The sequence below is a fragment of the Sphingomonas sp. GW821-FHT02B09 genome (assembly GCF_059421875.1).
Map to the genome: position 1 here is coordinate 453,638 of NZ_JBWKVV010000001.1, position 12,597 is coordinate 466,234.

General features: G+C 68.4%; 8 protein-coding genes. 4 read left to right on the top strand and 4 right to left on the bottom strand.

Annotation, left to right across the window (positions count from 1 at the left end):
• Positions 1 to 24 precede the first annotated feature (24 nt).
• From AC07U4_RS02040 to AC07U4_RS02055, 4 genes are all read right to left on the bottom strand, one after another.
• Positions 25 to 447 (bottom strand): VOC family protein, encoded by a 423-nt coding sequence (locus tag AC07U4_RS02040; protein ID WP_495194266.1) that lies wholly within the window; start codon positions 445 to 447, stop codon positions 25 to 27.
• Positions 448 to 628: 181 nt separating this feature from the next.
• Positions 629 to 1,915, bottom strand: coding sequence for an FAD-dependent monooxygenase (locus tag AC07U4_RS02045; RefSeq protein WP_495194267.1), 1,287 nt, complete (start codon positions 1,913 to 1,915; stop codon positions 629 to 631).
• 317 nt (positions 1,916 to 2,232) lie between these two features.
• Positions 2,233 to 4,416 carry a penicillin acylase family protein gene (locus AC07U4_RS02050; RefSeq protein WP_495194268.1) on the bottom strand — a complete coding sequence of 728 codons (2,184 nt, stop codon included), beginning with the start codon at positions 4,414 to 4,416 and terminating at the stop codon, positions 2,233 to 2,235.
• A gap of 210 nt (positions 4,417 to 4,626) precedes the next feature.
• A complete protein-coding gene (locus AC07U4_RS02055; RefSeq protein ID WP_495194269.1) occupies positions 4,627 to 6,906 on the bottom strand; it encodes a glycoside hydrolase family 3 N-terminal domain-containing protein in 2,280 nt (759 codons plus the stop codon).
• A 168-nt stretch (positions 6,907 to 7,074) separates the two neighbouring features.
• On the opposite strand from AC07U4_RS02055, the gene AC07U4_RS02060 reads away from it, so the two are divergent.
• The 4 genes from AC07U4_RS02060 to AC07U4_RS02075 all read left to right on the top strand — a co-directional run bounded on the left by AC07U4_RS02060 (position 7,075) and on the right by AC07U4_RS02075 (position 12,587).
• Positions 7,075 to 8,076: a LacI family DNA-binding transcriptional regulator gene (locus tag AC07U4_RS02060; protein ID WP_495194270.1), complete on the top strand. Its 1,002-nt coding sequence runs from the start codon at positions 7,075 to 7,077 to the stop codon at positions 8,074 to 8,076.
• Positions 8,073 to 9,494: a glucoamylase family protein gene (locus AC07U4_RS02065; protein WP_495194271.1), complete on the top strand. Its 1,422-nt coding sequence runs from the start codon at positions 8,073 to 8,075 to the stop codon at positions 9,492 to 9,494. The genes AC07U4_RS02060 and AC07U4_RS02065 overlap by 4 nt, the downstream gene beginning before the upstream one ends.
• Positions 9,482 to 11,005, top strand: coding sequence for a tryptophan halogenase family protein (locus AC07U4_RS02070; RefSeq protein WP_495194272.1), 1,524 nt, complete (start codon positions 9,482 to 9,484; stop codon positions 11,003 to 11,005). Before AC07U4_RS02065 ends, AC07U4_RS02070 begins: the two co-directional genes overlap by 13 nt.
• A 160-nt stretch (positions 11,006 to 11,165) precedes the next feature.
• Positions 11,166 to 12,587, top strand: coding sequence for a TonB-dependent receptor (locus AC07U4_RS02075; RefSeq protein ID WP_495194273.1), 1,422 nt, complete (start codon positions 11,166 to 11,168; stop codon positions 12,585 to 12,587).
• Positions 12,588 to 12,597 lie beyond the last annotated feature (10 nt).

Genomic DNA, 12,597 nt, shown 5'->3' on the forward strand with positions numbered 1-12,597 from the left:
CGGCCGCCACCCGGGGGCTGATGCCTAAGCCTGATCCGGCGGCCCCGCCTCGACGGCGGCGGGATCCATCCAGAACGGCCCGAATCCGTGGCCATCGAGGTCCTCGAACGCGCGGCTGTACATGAAACCCATGTCTTGTGGTTCGTGCAGCTCGCGTCCACCCGCCTCGACCGCCGCGCGCGTAATCGCGTCGACGTCTTCGCGACTGTCGAACGACAGCGCGTAATGGCCGGTCGAGTGCGTCGCCGCATCCACGATCGTCTTCTCCGTGAATGTGGCGAAGAAGGTCTTGGCGAGAAGCATGACGTAGATCGCGTCCGACCACACCATCGACGATGCCTGCGCGTTGCTGAACCGCGCGTTCTTCGCGAAGCCGATCGCCTCGTAAAAAGCGGTCGATGCCGCGACATCGGCGACCGGCAGGTTGACGAAGATCATCTTGGGCATGGTTGAGGTCCTCTCCATCGCAACGACGGCCGTCGACTCGGCTCGTTCGCAAACTATGCTCTTCCCGACGCCGCCCGTCGTCCCCGCATTCGATAGCCGGGGCCGTGGCTGGCGTCGGCCCCGGAATCGAGGCAGCGATCGAGCTGGCTCGACGCGGCAAGAATGATAGCGAGCACGATCATCATCGATCTCCGTTAGCGGGATCAATGCCGCGGCGTTCGATTGGCTCCCCGGCGACGCCGGCAGCCGCGTCCGGGCGATCGATCTGGCCGACGCCCCAGATACGGTGGGCGAAATACGTCGCACCGTCACGGGTCTCCATCAGGTCCCGAACGATCGCGCGCAGCGCCGCTGCGCCCGCATCCGGCCTGAGCAGCGCGACCTGTGCCCGCGACCAGTCGAGCACCTGTTCGGCGATCGGTCGCCGTTCCTGCTCGTAGCTGTCGAGCAGCGATGATGGTGCCCGGCCGTTCGCGACCGCGGCCAGTTTCCACCCCAGGTTCGTCGCGTCACCTATACCCAGATTGAGGCCCTGTCCGCCCAATGGGGCATGTACGTGGGCGGCGTCGCCGGCCAGCAGCACGCGCCCCCGACGATAACAGGCCGCCAGAAAGGCGCGGTCGGTCCATGTCGTGGCCAGCTCCACCGCATTCACGGCGACGTCCGTTCCCGAGACGTGCCGCAAGACGGCCTGTACGTGGTCGCGGGTGAGCGGCGTGGTGCGGTGGTTCGCTCCGCCATCGAAGTCGATCATCGTGACGACGCCGGGCGGCGCATAGGTATACATGCCCGTCGCGCTATGCTGGCGGCCGGGGCGGAGCGGATTGGGTTCGTCGAGGCGTAGCGCCATCGAATAGCCGGTGAACTCCGGCTCGGTGCCGGCGAAGCCGATCCCGGCGGCCTTGCGCACCGTGCTTCGTCCGCCATCGCAGCCAACCAGCCAGCGGGCACGAAGCGGGCCGCCTCCAGCACGCACCTCGACGCAGTCCGCGAGCGCCAGCACGTCGTCGATAGCGCAGCCGTAGCGGATCGTGACGCCGAGCGCATCCGCCCGGGTCGCGAGCACGTGCTCGATATCCGCCATCGTGACGGCGAGCGTCTCGTTGCCGCCGCGTGCCTGCGCTGGCCATTGTTCGTCGTCCACCAGGTCGCGGAAGAATTGCAGGCCAGCGAAATGCCCGGCGGGACGCCTCTTGCCGGCCGTCCATGGCGCTGTGACGGCTACGGTCTGCGCCATCGTGAGCGCTTTGAGCGGCTCGAGCAGTTCGCGGCGCGACAGGCTCGCCAGCGTCGGCAGGTTCAGCCCGCGAAGGCCGAACGGCAGCGTCTTCAGCGGCGATACTGGCGTGGCGGCGCGCTCGAGCACGAGGACGCGGCAGCCGGCGAGCCCGAGCTCGCACGCCAGGAACAGGCCCACGGGTCCCGCGCCGGCGATGATGACGTCGTAGGTGGAATGATCGGGTAACATGGTTGTGGCTCCTCCAGTCGATGTTCGACCGGAGCGTTCCCCATTCAGGCACCCTCACGGACGAACGGCCGGGCGCCGCTAACCGGCGTCCGCTGTTCGTCGTGGGGGTCCCGGCCGAGGCCAAAGACCAGAGCTTCCGTTACCGGAAGGGCTTGGGCTGACCACACCAAGCCTGCCTTTTCCGACGATCCTCCCATAGCGGATCGCCATCGTCCGGGGAATATCCTTCAATGCCTGCAATCGACGGGACGACGTCAGAAGGCGGCGCGACGTCACGCCCTGCCGCAATTCCGATCCGCGGTGTCGACACGGGCGCGCTAGTCGCCCGGTCGATAGCGACGCTCGATATGCCCGTTCAGTTCGTCGGGATAGAAATAGACCGGACGGAGCCTGCCTTGGGCGTAACGCGTGGCCTGATCGGCGAAGTGACGCGAGCTGGCGTCGCCGCTCTGGCCGCCGGCCATCACCGCCATCGCCTTCACCCGCGGACCGAATTCGACGACGGCGACGAAGCTGTTGCCGCTGGTGCCGTAATAGCGCGTCGTACCCGGCCAGCGCTTCGCCCCGAACGAGGCCAGACTGCCCCATTGGGCCGAGGTGAAGGGCACGGGGATGGAGGGCGCCGCGTCGTCGAAGTGCGGCGCGATCGCATCGTCGAGCCGCTGGAATCGGTTGATCCGTCCCCACGGTATGCGCCAGCCGCCGAAGTCACGGGTCAGTCGGTCGACCGCATCCGACAGCGCCGCGAGCTTGGCGTCAGCACCGACGCGGGTGGCGATATAGTCGGGGACGTTCAGCCGTTCGGCCTGCGCGAAGCCGCCGACCTCGTGCCACAGCTGGTCGCCCCAGAACACCGCGAGACTCGTTGCGGCCGACTCCTGGCCCCAGCGCCGATCCCAGCCTTCCAGCACGGCGATCGGGGCGGCGAGCGCCTCACGGCGCGGATCGCGTGCGGGCAAGGCGTCCCACGCCGCGACGAGCCCGGGCAGCAGCTGCGCGAAGGCGGGCAGATAGGGATCGAAGGCGGCGGCGCGCAGCCGCTCGGCCGTCCAGCCGCTCTTGCCGGTCAGCAGCAGATCGGCGTGCACGCCGCGTGCATTGCCGCCGACCTGATCCATATAGCGGGGATAATCCGTCGCCTTGGGGCTGTCGGGACCTGCCGCGCTCCACGGCCAGTCGTTGGTATTGTGCACCCATCCGATCCGCGGGGCGACCACGCTCGGCAGGCTGGCGAGGCTGTGCAGCCCGTGCCAGTCGGTTGCGGGATCGTTGCCGTCGACCGGGCGGGTATAGTCGAACCGGTCGCTGCGCACCGGCATGAACTGCGGCATCAGGAAGGCGATCTCGCCCTTGTCGTCGGCGAACAGCGTGTCGTTGGACGCGTTCGCCTTGCGTTCGGCGACCGCCATGTAGCTTGCGAGATCGGTCGCCTTGGTCCGCAGATAGCTTTGTTCGAGTGCGGGGACGGGTTTCCACATCAGCGCGGTCGCGATCCAGCGCCCCGCCTTCCTCGCGACGATCGGACCGTGATGCGTGCGATAGGTCGTGAAGCGCCGCTCCGCCATCGTGCCGTCGGCCTTGCGGTAGCGCAACGCGACGGTGCGGGTCGCCACCGGGCGCCGCTCGCTGCCGTAGCGATAGGCGTAGCCGGCGCCGCGCCGTTCGATCCGCTCGGCGAATTCGTCGATGGCGTCGACGGTCGACGACGTGTGCATCCACCCCGCCTTGGCATTGAAGCCCTGATAGACGAAGAACTGGCCCCAGGTGCTGGCACCGTAGGCGTTGAGGCCCTCGGCGCTGGTCATCTGCGCCTCGGACCGGAAATAGAAGCTCGTATGCGGGTTGACGAGCAGCAGCGCTTTGCCGTTCGCCGTCAGCCGCGGGGCGATGGCGATACCGTTCGATCCCGACGGCTCGCGCGGCACCGCACCCAATTCCTCGGGCGTCGGCGGGGTGGGCGTGCCGTAGAAGGTCTTCAGGTCGCTGAGCGTGATCCGCTCGATATCGCCGCCGATGCTGCCCTCGGTAAAGCTGAGCGCCATCCAGGGTTCGAAGCGGGTCAGGACCCTGGGGCGCGTCCGGGGATGGGTCGCCAGATAGAAGTTCAGCCCGTCGGCCCAGGCCTGCATCAGCGTGCGCAGCCAGGCGGGGCTGGCGGCATAGTCGCGGCGAAGCGCGGCCGGATCGACGAACAGTCGCTGGCGCAGATCGGCCCAGATCGCGTCTTCGCCCACCGCTTCGGCGGTGCGACCGAGTGCGGTCAGATAATTGGCCTCGATGCGGGGGAAGTCGTCCTCGGCCTGCGCGTAGATCAGACCGAACACCGCGTCGGCATCCGTCCGTCCGCAGATATGGGGAATGCCCCAATCGTCGCGCGTGATCGTGACGCGCGCGGCCTGCGCCTGCCAGCGCGTCGCCTCGCCCGGCGGCGGGCTCGGCGCGGTCGCCAGCAGGGCCGACAGGATCACGGAAGTGCGCGTGCGCCGGAGAACCTTGTCCATCCCCAGAGCCTAGGGCGGGATAAAACGAAAGACCATGTGTCGGCCGACGATCGCTGATGGCTGGGCGGGAACGGTGGCGCGACGCTGGGCCTGGCCACGATGGCGGTGAACACGTCTATGATGCGGGCCGCCCGTTGGCCGATCACGCCGCCGTATCGCGGTAGGGGAAGGCGACAAGGCGTTCCCCGCCGCTCCACGCCGCCAACGGGATCAGCGCACCAGCTCGAACGTGCCGTGCACGCCATCCGCCTGTGCCGAGGGCGCGATCCATACGTCGAACGTGCCGGGTTCGACCGTGGGCCGCAGGTCGCCGCCGAGGAATTCGAGCTGCGCGCGGGTCAGCGTGAAGCGCACCGTCTCGCTCGCGCCCGGCGCCAGCGCGAGTCTGCGGAACGCCTTGAGCTCGCGCACCGGCCGGGTGATGCTGGCGACGCGGTCGCGGATGTAGAGCTGGACCAGCTCCTCGCAGGCGCGCGTGCCGGTGTTGCTGATCGTCGCCGATACCTCGATCCGCCCGTCCCACGCCAGCGTCGCCGGTACGCTCGCGGCGGCATAGCCGACCTTGCCGTAGGTGAGGCCATGGCCGAACGGATAGAGGGCGGCATTGGGCGACGTCCGCCATTGTGCCTTGTACGGTTCGCGCGGGCCGTCGGGCGCGGGGCGCCCGGTCGCCTTGTGCGCGTAATAATAGGGTTCCTGCCCGCTTTCGTGTGGGAAGCTCAGCGGGAGGCGTCCGGACGGGCCGACCTTGCCGAACAGCACGTCGGCGATGGCATGGCCGGTCTCCGACCCGAGGAACCAGGTGACGACGATCGCCGGTGCCGCCTTGACCGCGCCGTCCAGCGCGAGACCGCGACCATTCTTGAGCAGCACGACGATCGGCTTGCCCGTCGCGGCGACCGCCTCGGCCAGCGCCATCTGCGGCGCGGGCACGGTGATCGACGTGCGCGACTGCGCCTCGCCCGACATCGTCTCGCTCTCGCCAATCGCCAGCACGACGACATCCGCGGCGCGCGCCGCCGCAACGGCCGCGTCGATCCCGCCGGCGAGCGGCTCCTCGACGCCTGAACCGGGCGTCACGCTGACGGTACGCGCGCCCGCCGCCTTGACGCCGGTGGCGAGATCGATCGCCTGGTTGTTGTCGCCATAGACCACCCATGGCCCGTTGAGGTCGTGCTGGCCGCTCGCGAACGGACCGATCAGCGCGATGCGCTGCGCCGGATCGAGCGGCAGCAGGTCGCCGTCGTTCCTGAGCAGCACGATCGATTTCTGCGCCGCCTCGCGCGACAGCGCGAGCGCCGCCTTGGTGCGCGACCGCGCCGTCTCGCGCTTGGCATCGATGCGGCGGAACGGATCGTCGAACAGGCCAAGCCGGTGCTTGACCATCAGCACGCGCCGCACCGACCGGTCGAGCGTCGCCTGCGGCACCGCGCCTTCGCGGACGAGCTCGGCGAGGTGCAGCGCATAGAGATTCGACTGCATGCTCATGTCGACCCCGGCCAGAAAGGCGAGGCGCGCGGCATCCTTGCCGTCCTTGGCGAAGCCGGCGGCGATCATCTCCTCGTCGCCGGTGTAATCGGAGACGATGATGCCGGGGAATTTCCATTCGTCGCGCAGCACCTGCTGCATCAGCCAGGCATTGCCGGTCGCGGGGACGCCGTTGATCTCGTTGAACGAGGCCATGCCGCTCATCGCGCCGGCGTCGAACCCCGCCTTGTACGGCGGCAGATAGACTTCGCGCAGCGTCCGCTCCGACAGGTCGACGCTGTTGTAATCGAGCCCGCTCTCGGCCGCGCCATAAGCGGCGAAATGTTTGATGCAGGCCATCACCGCGTCGATGTCGCCGAGCTGCTTGCCCTGGAAGCCGCGGACGCGCGCCGTGGCGAACATCTGGCCGAGCAGCGTGTCCTCGCCCGCGCCTTCCATCGTCCGGCCCCAGCGCTGGTCGCGGGCGATGTCGACCATCGGGAAGAAGGTCCAGTCGATCCCCGCCGCTGCGGCTTCATAGGCGGCCATGCGTGCGGTGCGCATCGCCAGATCGGGATCGAAACTCGCCGCCTCGGCCACCGGCACCGGGAAGATGGTGCGGTGGCCGTGGATCACGTCGGCGGCGAAGAGCAATGGGATCTTCAGCCGCGATTCCCGCATCACCGCCTGCTGCATCCGCCGCGCCATCACCGCGCCATTGCCGTTGAACACGCCGGTGAGCTTGCCCGCGACCGCGTCGACGAGCTGACCTTCGAAGCTCGGGCCGCCGGTCGTCGGCGGGTTGAGCCCGGTGGCGATGCCGCCGCTCCACGCCGCGGCGTTGAGCTGCAACTGGCCCGCCTTCTCCTCCAGCGTCATTCGGGCGAGGATCGCCTCGATCCCGGCGGGCAAGGCGGCGTCCGCCGCCGCGGCGAGCAGCGCACGCGCCGGACTGGCGGCCCAGGCCGCGATCGTCCCGGCGCCGAGCAGCGCCGCACGCCGCGAGATGGTGATGTCGGTCATATCCAGGTCGTCCCCTCATCGCCGTCGTCGCGCGTGCCCGGGGTGACCCGCGAAGGACCCGGTGCTTTTCGCGTTGACGCTATCCTGTAACCGGTTACACAGCTCACCGGCGTCGCACAAGATGTGTCGCGACGATAGAAGGTCGGGGATGGCACGCAAGGGGAGGGCATGAAACAGGCATCCGCCACGGTCCGCGACGTCGCGCGCGTCGCCGAGGTATCGGTCGCGTCGGTATCGCGCGCGCTCAACGGGCATAGCAGCGTCCGCCCCGACATGCGCGCGCGCGTACTCGCGGCGGCCAAGGCGCTCGGCTATGTGCCGCACGCCGGCGCGCGCAGTCTGTCGCTGGCCCGCAGCCATGCCATCGGTGTCGTCCTGCCCGACCTCTACGGCGAATTCTTCTCGGAGATCGTCCGCGGCATGGATCGCGAGGTCACGGCGCGCGGCTATCACCTTCTGCTGTCGAACATGCACGCCGATGCGGCGCTGGCGGCGCAGGCGATGCGATCGATGCGCGGCCGCGTCGACGGGCTGATCGTGATGGCGCCGCAGCTCGATGTCGCCGAGCTCGACGAGGCGCTGCCGCGCGACGTACCGGCGGTGCTGGTCAATTGCCGCGAGACGACCGGCCGCGCCGCCTATCGGATCGACAATGCCGCCGGGATCAGGGCAGCGGTCGCGCACCTCGCCGCGACCGGCCGCCGGCGGCTCCTGCACATCAGCGGCCCGGACGGCAATATCGATGGACGCGAACGCCGCGACGCCTTCCTCGCGGCGATGGCGGTGCACGCACCCGATAGCGACCCGATCGTCATCGAAGGCGATTTCCGCGAGGAATCGGGCGTCGCGGCGGTGCGCCGGCTGATCGCCACGGGTGAGACGTGCGACGGCATCGTCGCCGCCAACGACATGATGGCTTTAGGCGCGATGAGCGCGTTGCGCGAGGCGGGGGTGGCGGTCCCCGGCGACATCGCGGTCACCGGTTTCGACGACGTTCCGCTCGCCCGCTATCTCGGCCTGACGACGGTGCGGATCAACCTCGCCGAAATGGGGGCGAGCGCCACCGCGCGGCTGATCGATGCGCTCGACGGCGGCGCGCTGTCGCCGGACACGGAAATCGTCGCGACCGAGCTCGTCATCCGCTCCACCACCGGACCCCTGCCGATATGATCCGTACCCCGATCGACCGCCGCGCGCTGCTGGCGCGCGCCCCGCTCGCCACCGCCGCCGCCTGCCTGCCCGCTCTGGCAGGGGCGGCGCCGCGCGTCGCGCTGCCCGGCTGGTTCGATGACCTAGAGCAGCGGACCTTCCGCTTCTTCTGGGATCTCGCCAATCGCGACAACGGGCTGGTGCCGGATCGCTGGCCGACGCCGTCTTTCGCCAGCATCGCCGCGGTCGGCTTCGCGCTGACCGCCTATCCCGTCGGGGTGGCGCGCGGCTGGATCAGGCGCGAAGCCGCGCGCGACCTGACGCTCGCCACGCTGCGCTTCTTCGCTGCCGCGCCGCAGGGTGACGCGCCGGCGGGAATGAGCGGGCACAAGGGCTTCTTCTATCACTTCCTCGACATGAAGACCGGCCAGCGCTTCCGCGATACCGAGCTGTCGAGCGTCGACACCACGCTCCTCTTCCTCGGCATCCTGTTCGCCGGCGCCTGGTACGATCGCGCCGATCCGGCAGAGGCGGAGATCCGGCGGCTGGCGCAGGAAATCACCGATCGCGCCGACTGGCCGTGGTTCACCAACGCGCGTGGCAGCGTATCGATGGGCTGGCACCCGGGGCAGGGCTTCATCGAGCGGCCGTGGGAGGGGTATAACGAGGGGATGATGGTCTACATCGTCGGCCTCGGCAGCCGGGGCAAGCCGCTCGCCGACGGGGCGTGGGATGCGTGGACGAAGACCTATCCGGGCTTCTGGCGCGGGCGGGGGACGACGCGGCATCTCGCCTTCGCGCCGCTGTTCGGCCATCAGTACAGCCAGATGTGGATCGACTTCCGCGGCATCCGCGATGCGACGATGCGGCAGGCGGGCTTCGACTATTTCGAGAACAGCCGCCGCGCGACCTATGCCAATCGCGCCTATTGCATCGCCAACCCGATGCGCTGGGACGGCTATGGCCGCGATATCTGGGGACTGACCGCCTGCGACGGACCGGGCAATTTCCGCTTGCCGTTCAAGGAACGGACCGCGGAATTCTTCGGCTATTCGGCGCGCGGCCCGCTCGGCCAGCCGGACGAGCGTGACGATGGGACGCTGGCGCCGACCGCCGCGCTGGGCAGCCTCGCCTTCGCGCCGGAGATCGTCGTTCCCGCCGCCAATGCGATGAAGGCATGGCCCGGGCTCTACGGCAAATATGGCTTTCTCGACAGCTTCAACCCGTCGTTCCGCTATACCGACGTCAAGCTGGAGGCGGGGTCGGTGGATGCCACGAGCGGCTGGGTCGACGGGGATTATTTGGGCATCGATCAGGGCGCGATCCTCGGCGCGATCGCCAATATGCGCGACGAGGGCGTGTGGCGGGCGATGCGCCGCTCGCCGACGATCCGGCGCGGGCTGACGCGGGCAGGGTTCGCCGGCGGATGGCTGGGGTGAGCGGGAGCCATCCCAATCCGCCGCTCAAGACGATCACGATCGTCGGCGGGGGCACCGCCGGCTGGATGACCGCGGCGCTGCTCTCGCGGCTCTTGCTCGGCGCCTATACGATCCGGCTGATCGAATCGGCGGAGATCGGCACGATCGGCGTCGGCGAGGCGACGATCCCCGCTATCCGGACCTTCAACGGCCTCGCCGGCATAGACGAATTCGAGTTCGTCCGCGCGACGCAGGCGACGTTCAAGCTCGGCATCGAGTTCCGCAACTGGGGCGGCGTCGGCGACAGCTACATCCATGGGTTCGGCAAGATCGGTCAGGACCTCTATTGGCTGCACTGCCACCAATTCTGGCTCAAGGCGCGGGCGACGGGGGAGGCCCGACCACTCGATCATTATGCGCTCAACACGCTGGCGGCACGGATGAACCGCTTCGCCTTGCCCGATCCGGCGCATCCGAATTCGCCGATCGCCGACCTCGATTACGCCTATCACTTCGACGCCGCCCTTTACGCCACCTTCCTGCGTGGCCGCGCCGAAGCGGCGGGGGTCGAGCGGATCGAGGGGCGGATCGTCGCCGCCAACCGGCGCGGGCAGGACGGCTTCCTCGATCATGTCGTGCTCGCCGACGGACGGACGGTCGACGGCGACCTGTTTGTCGACTGTTCGGGCATGCGCGGGCTGCTGATCGGCGATGCGATGGGGGTCGGCTACGAGGATTGGGACCATTGGCTGCTCTGCGACCGCGCGCTGGCGGTGCCGAGCGCACGGCAGGGGCCGCTGACGCCCTATACCCGCTCGATCGCGCATGATGCCGGCTGGCAATGGCGGATCCCACTGCAGCATCGCACCGGCAACGGCCATGTCTATGCCAGCCGCTTCGTCTCGGACGAGGCGGCCGCGCGGACGTTGCTCGCGCATCTCGACTCCCCGGCGATCGGCGATCCGCGGCCGGTGCGCTTCCGTCCCGGCAAGCGGCGGCGCGCATGGGAAAAGAATGTCGTCGCGCTCGGACTTGCCGGCGGTTTTCTCGAACCGCTCGAATCGACCAGCATCCACCTGATCCAGACCGGCATCCTCCGACTGATCGCATTGTTCCCCGGGCGCGGCTTTCAGGATGCCGACATCGCCGAATACAATCGCCAGACCGACTTCGAATATCGCGACGTGCGCGATTTCATCATTGCGCATTACAAGGTCACCGACCGCGAAGACACGGAATTCTGGCGCTACGTCAAGCATATGGACGTGCCCGACAGCCTCACCGAACGGCTTGCGCTGTTCGCGGCGTCGGCGCGGTTCTTCATGCACGGCAAGGCCGAGCTGTTCCGCGAGGAAAGCTGGGTGCAGGTCCTGCTCGGCCAGCGCCTGCGCGCGGCCTATGATCCGATGGTCGACATGATCCCCGCCGCACAGGCCGCCGCCTTTCTTGGCGATGTCGAGGAGGTGATCGCCGAGGTCGCCGCCGGGATGCCGACGCACGAGGCGTTCATCGCCCGCCACTGCCAGGCCTGACTGTTGCCGGAGCGCAACGGTCCAAGTCTTTAGCGCGAGCCGTGTTGTAACCGGTTACGGAGGCGAGTAACCGGTTTCATATGCCCAGCGCGATCCGCTGCCGTCGCTCGTCGACGCGCCGGTGGAAGCAAAGATCGGGTGACAGACGGAGGGGTTTGCAATGGCAGCAGGGTATCAGGCCGCACGGTTCCGTCGCGGCATTTCGGCCGCGGCGCTTGCCATGGCGCTCGCCGTCGGCGCGCCGGCGCTGGCCCAGTCGACGTCGACGCTGCGCGGCAAGGTCGCGGGCGCTGCGCCCGGTACCGCCGTCGTCATCACCGATCTCACCACCGGGCAGGTCATCCGCGGCCGCACCGACGATGCGGGCACCTATACCATCCCCGGCATTCGCCCGAGCACCTATCGCGTCGCGGTCGACGGTCAGCAGCCGCAGCAGGTCGTCGTGCCGGTCGGCCAGACGATCACGCTCGACATCAACACCCCCGCCGCGGCGACCGAGGCCGGCGCGACCGAGACGACGACCTCCGCCGACGCGGGCAGTGGCACGGGCAGCGACATCGTCGTCACCGGCCGCCGCACGCAGGAGGTGCGCACCGCCGAAATCTCCACCAACGTCTCGCAACAGCAGATCGAGAGCCTGCCGCAGAGCGACCGGAACTTCCTCAACTTCGCCGCGCTCGCACCGGGCGTCTCGGTGACGCCGGGGCGCAGCAACCGGCAGGTGCAGGCGGGCGGCATCAGCGCCGACAACGTCAACGTCTTCATCGACGGCCTGAGCCTCAAGAACCAGGTCAACCACGGCGGCGTCGCCGGCCAGAACTTCAGCCAGGGCAATCCGTTCCCGCAGCTCGCGGTGCAGGAGTTCAAGGTCGATACGCAGAATTTCAAGGCCGAGTACGAGCAGGCGGGTTCGGCGATCATCACCGCGGTGACCAAGTCGGGCGGCACCGACTTCCACGGTACGATCTTCGGCGAATGGCAGCCCAAGGGCTTCTACGGCACCAAATATTTCGACCGGCCGGGCAAGGCCAACAACCGCGACGGTTCGCTCAAGCAGGGCGATTACGACCGCAAGCAATATGGCGGCGACTTCGGCGGACCGATCATCAAGGACGTGCTGCATTTCTATGGCGCGTTCGAAGCGACCGACCAGAAGGCGCCTTCCGCCGCGGTCCTGCTCGGCACCACCAACACCGATCAGCCGTCGCAGGTCGTGCCGCAGGCGATCGCCGATCAATATAACGGTAGCTATGCGCAGGACTTCCACCAGAAGCTGTATTTCGGCAAGCTCACTGCCTTCGTCAGCAACGCCGACACGGTCAATTTCAGCGGCTTCTTCCGCCGCGAGAGCAATCTCGCCGATTTCGGCGGCACGTCGGTGCCGTCGCACGGCCATCTGTTGCAATCGAAGATCGACCTCTATCAGCTCGAGTGGAATCACCGGGGCGACAATTGGCTGAACGAGGCGACGATCGCCTATAACACCGTCTTCAATGGCACGCCGCGCACCGGCAGCGGTCCGGAGATCATCCTCGGCCAGCCGGGTTCGGTCGTCGCTGCGCTCGGCACCAACGGCTTCTAACAGTCGGACA

Bases quoted from the DNA above. Each gene is read 5' to 3' on its own strand.
- AC07U4_RS02040 (WP_495194266.1), bottom strand. From the start codon at position 447: ATGCCCAAGATGATCTTCGTCAACCTGCCGGTCGCCGATGTCGCGGCA.
- AC07U4_RS02045 (WP_495194267.1), bottom strand. From the start codon at position 1,915: ATGTTACCCGATCATTCCACCTACGACGTCATCATCGCCGGCGCGGGA.
- AC07U4_RS02050 (WP_495194268.1), bottom strand. From the start codon at position 4,416: ATGGACAAGGTTCTCCGGCGCACGCGCACTTCCGTGATCCTGTCGGCC.
- AC07U4_RS02055 (WP_495194269.1), bottom strand. From the start codon at position 6,906: ATGACCGACATCACCATCTCGCGGCGTGCGGCGCTGCTCGGCGCCGGG.
- AC07U4_RS02060 (WP_495194270.1), top strand. From the start codon at position 7,075: ATGAAACAGGCATCCGCCACGGTCCGCGACGTCGCGCGCGTCGCCGAG.
- AC07U4_RS02065 (WP_495194271.1), top strand. From the start codon at position 8,073: ATGATCCGTACCCCGATCGACCGCCGCGCGCTGCTGGCGCGCGCCCCG.
- AC07U4_RS02070 (WP_495194272.1), top strand. From the start codon at position 9,482: ATGGCTGGGGTGAGCGGGAGCCATCCCAATCCGCCGCTCAAGACGATC.
- AC07U4_RS02075 (WP_495194273.1), top strand. From the start codon at position 11,166: ATGGCAGCAGGGTATCAGGCCGCACGGTTCCGTCGCGGCATTTCGGCC.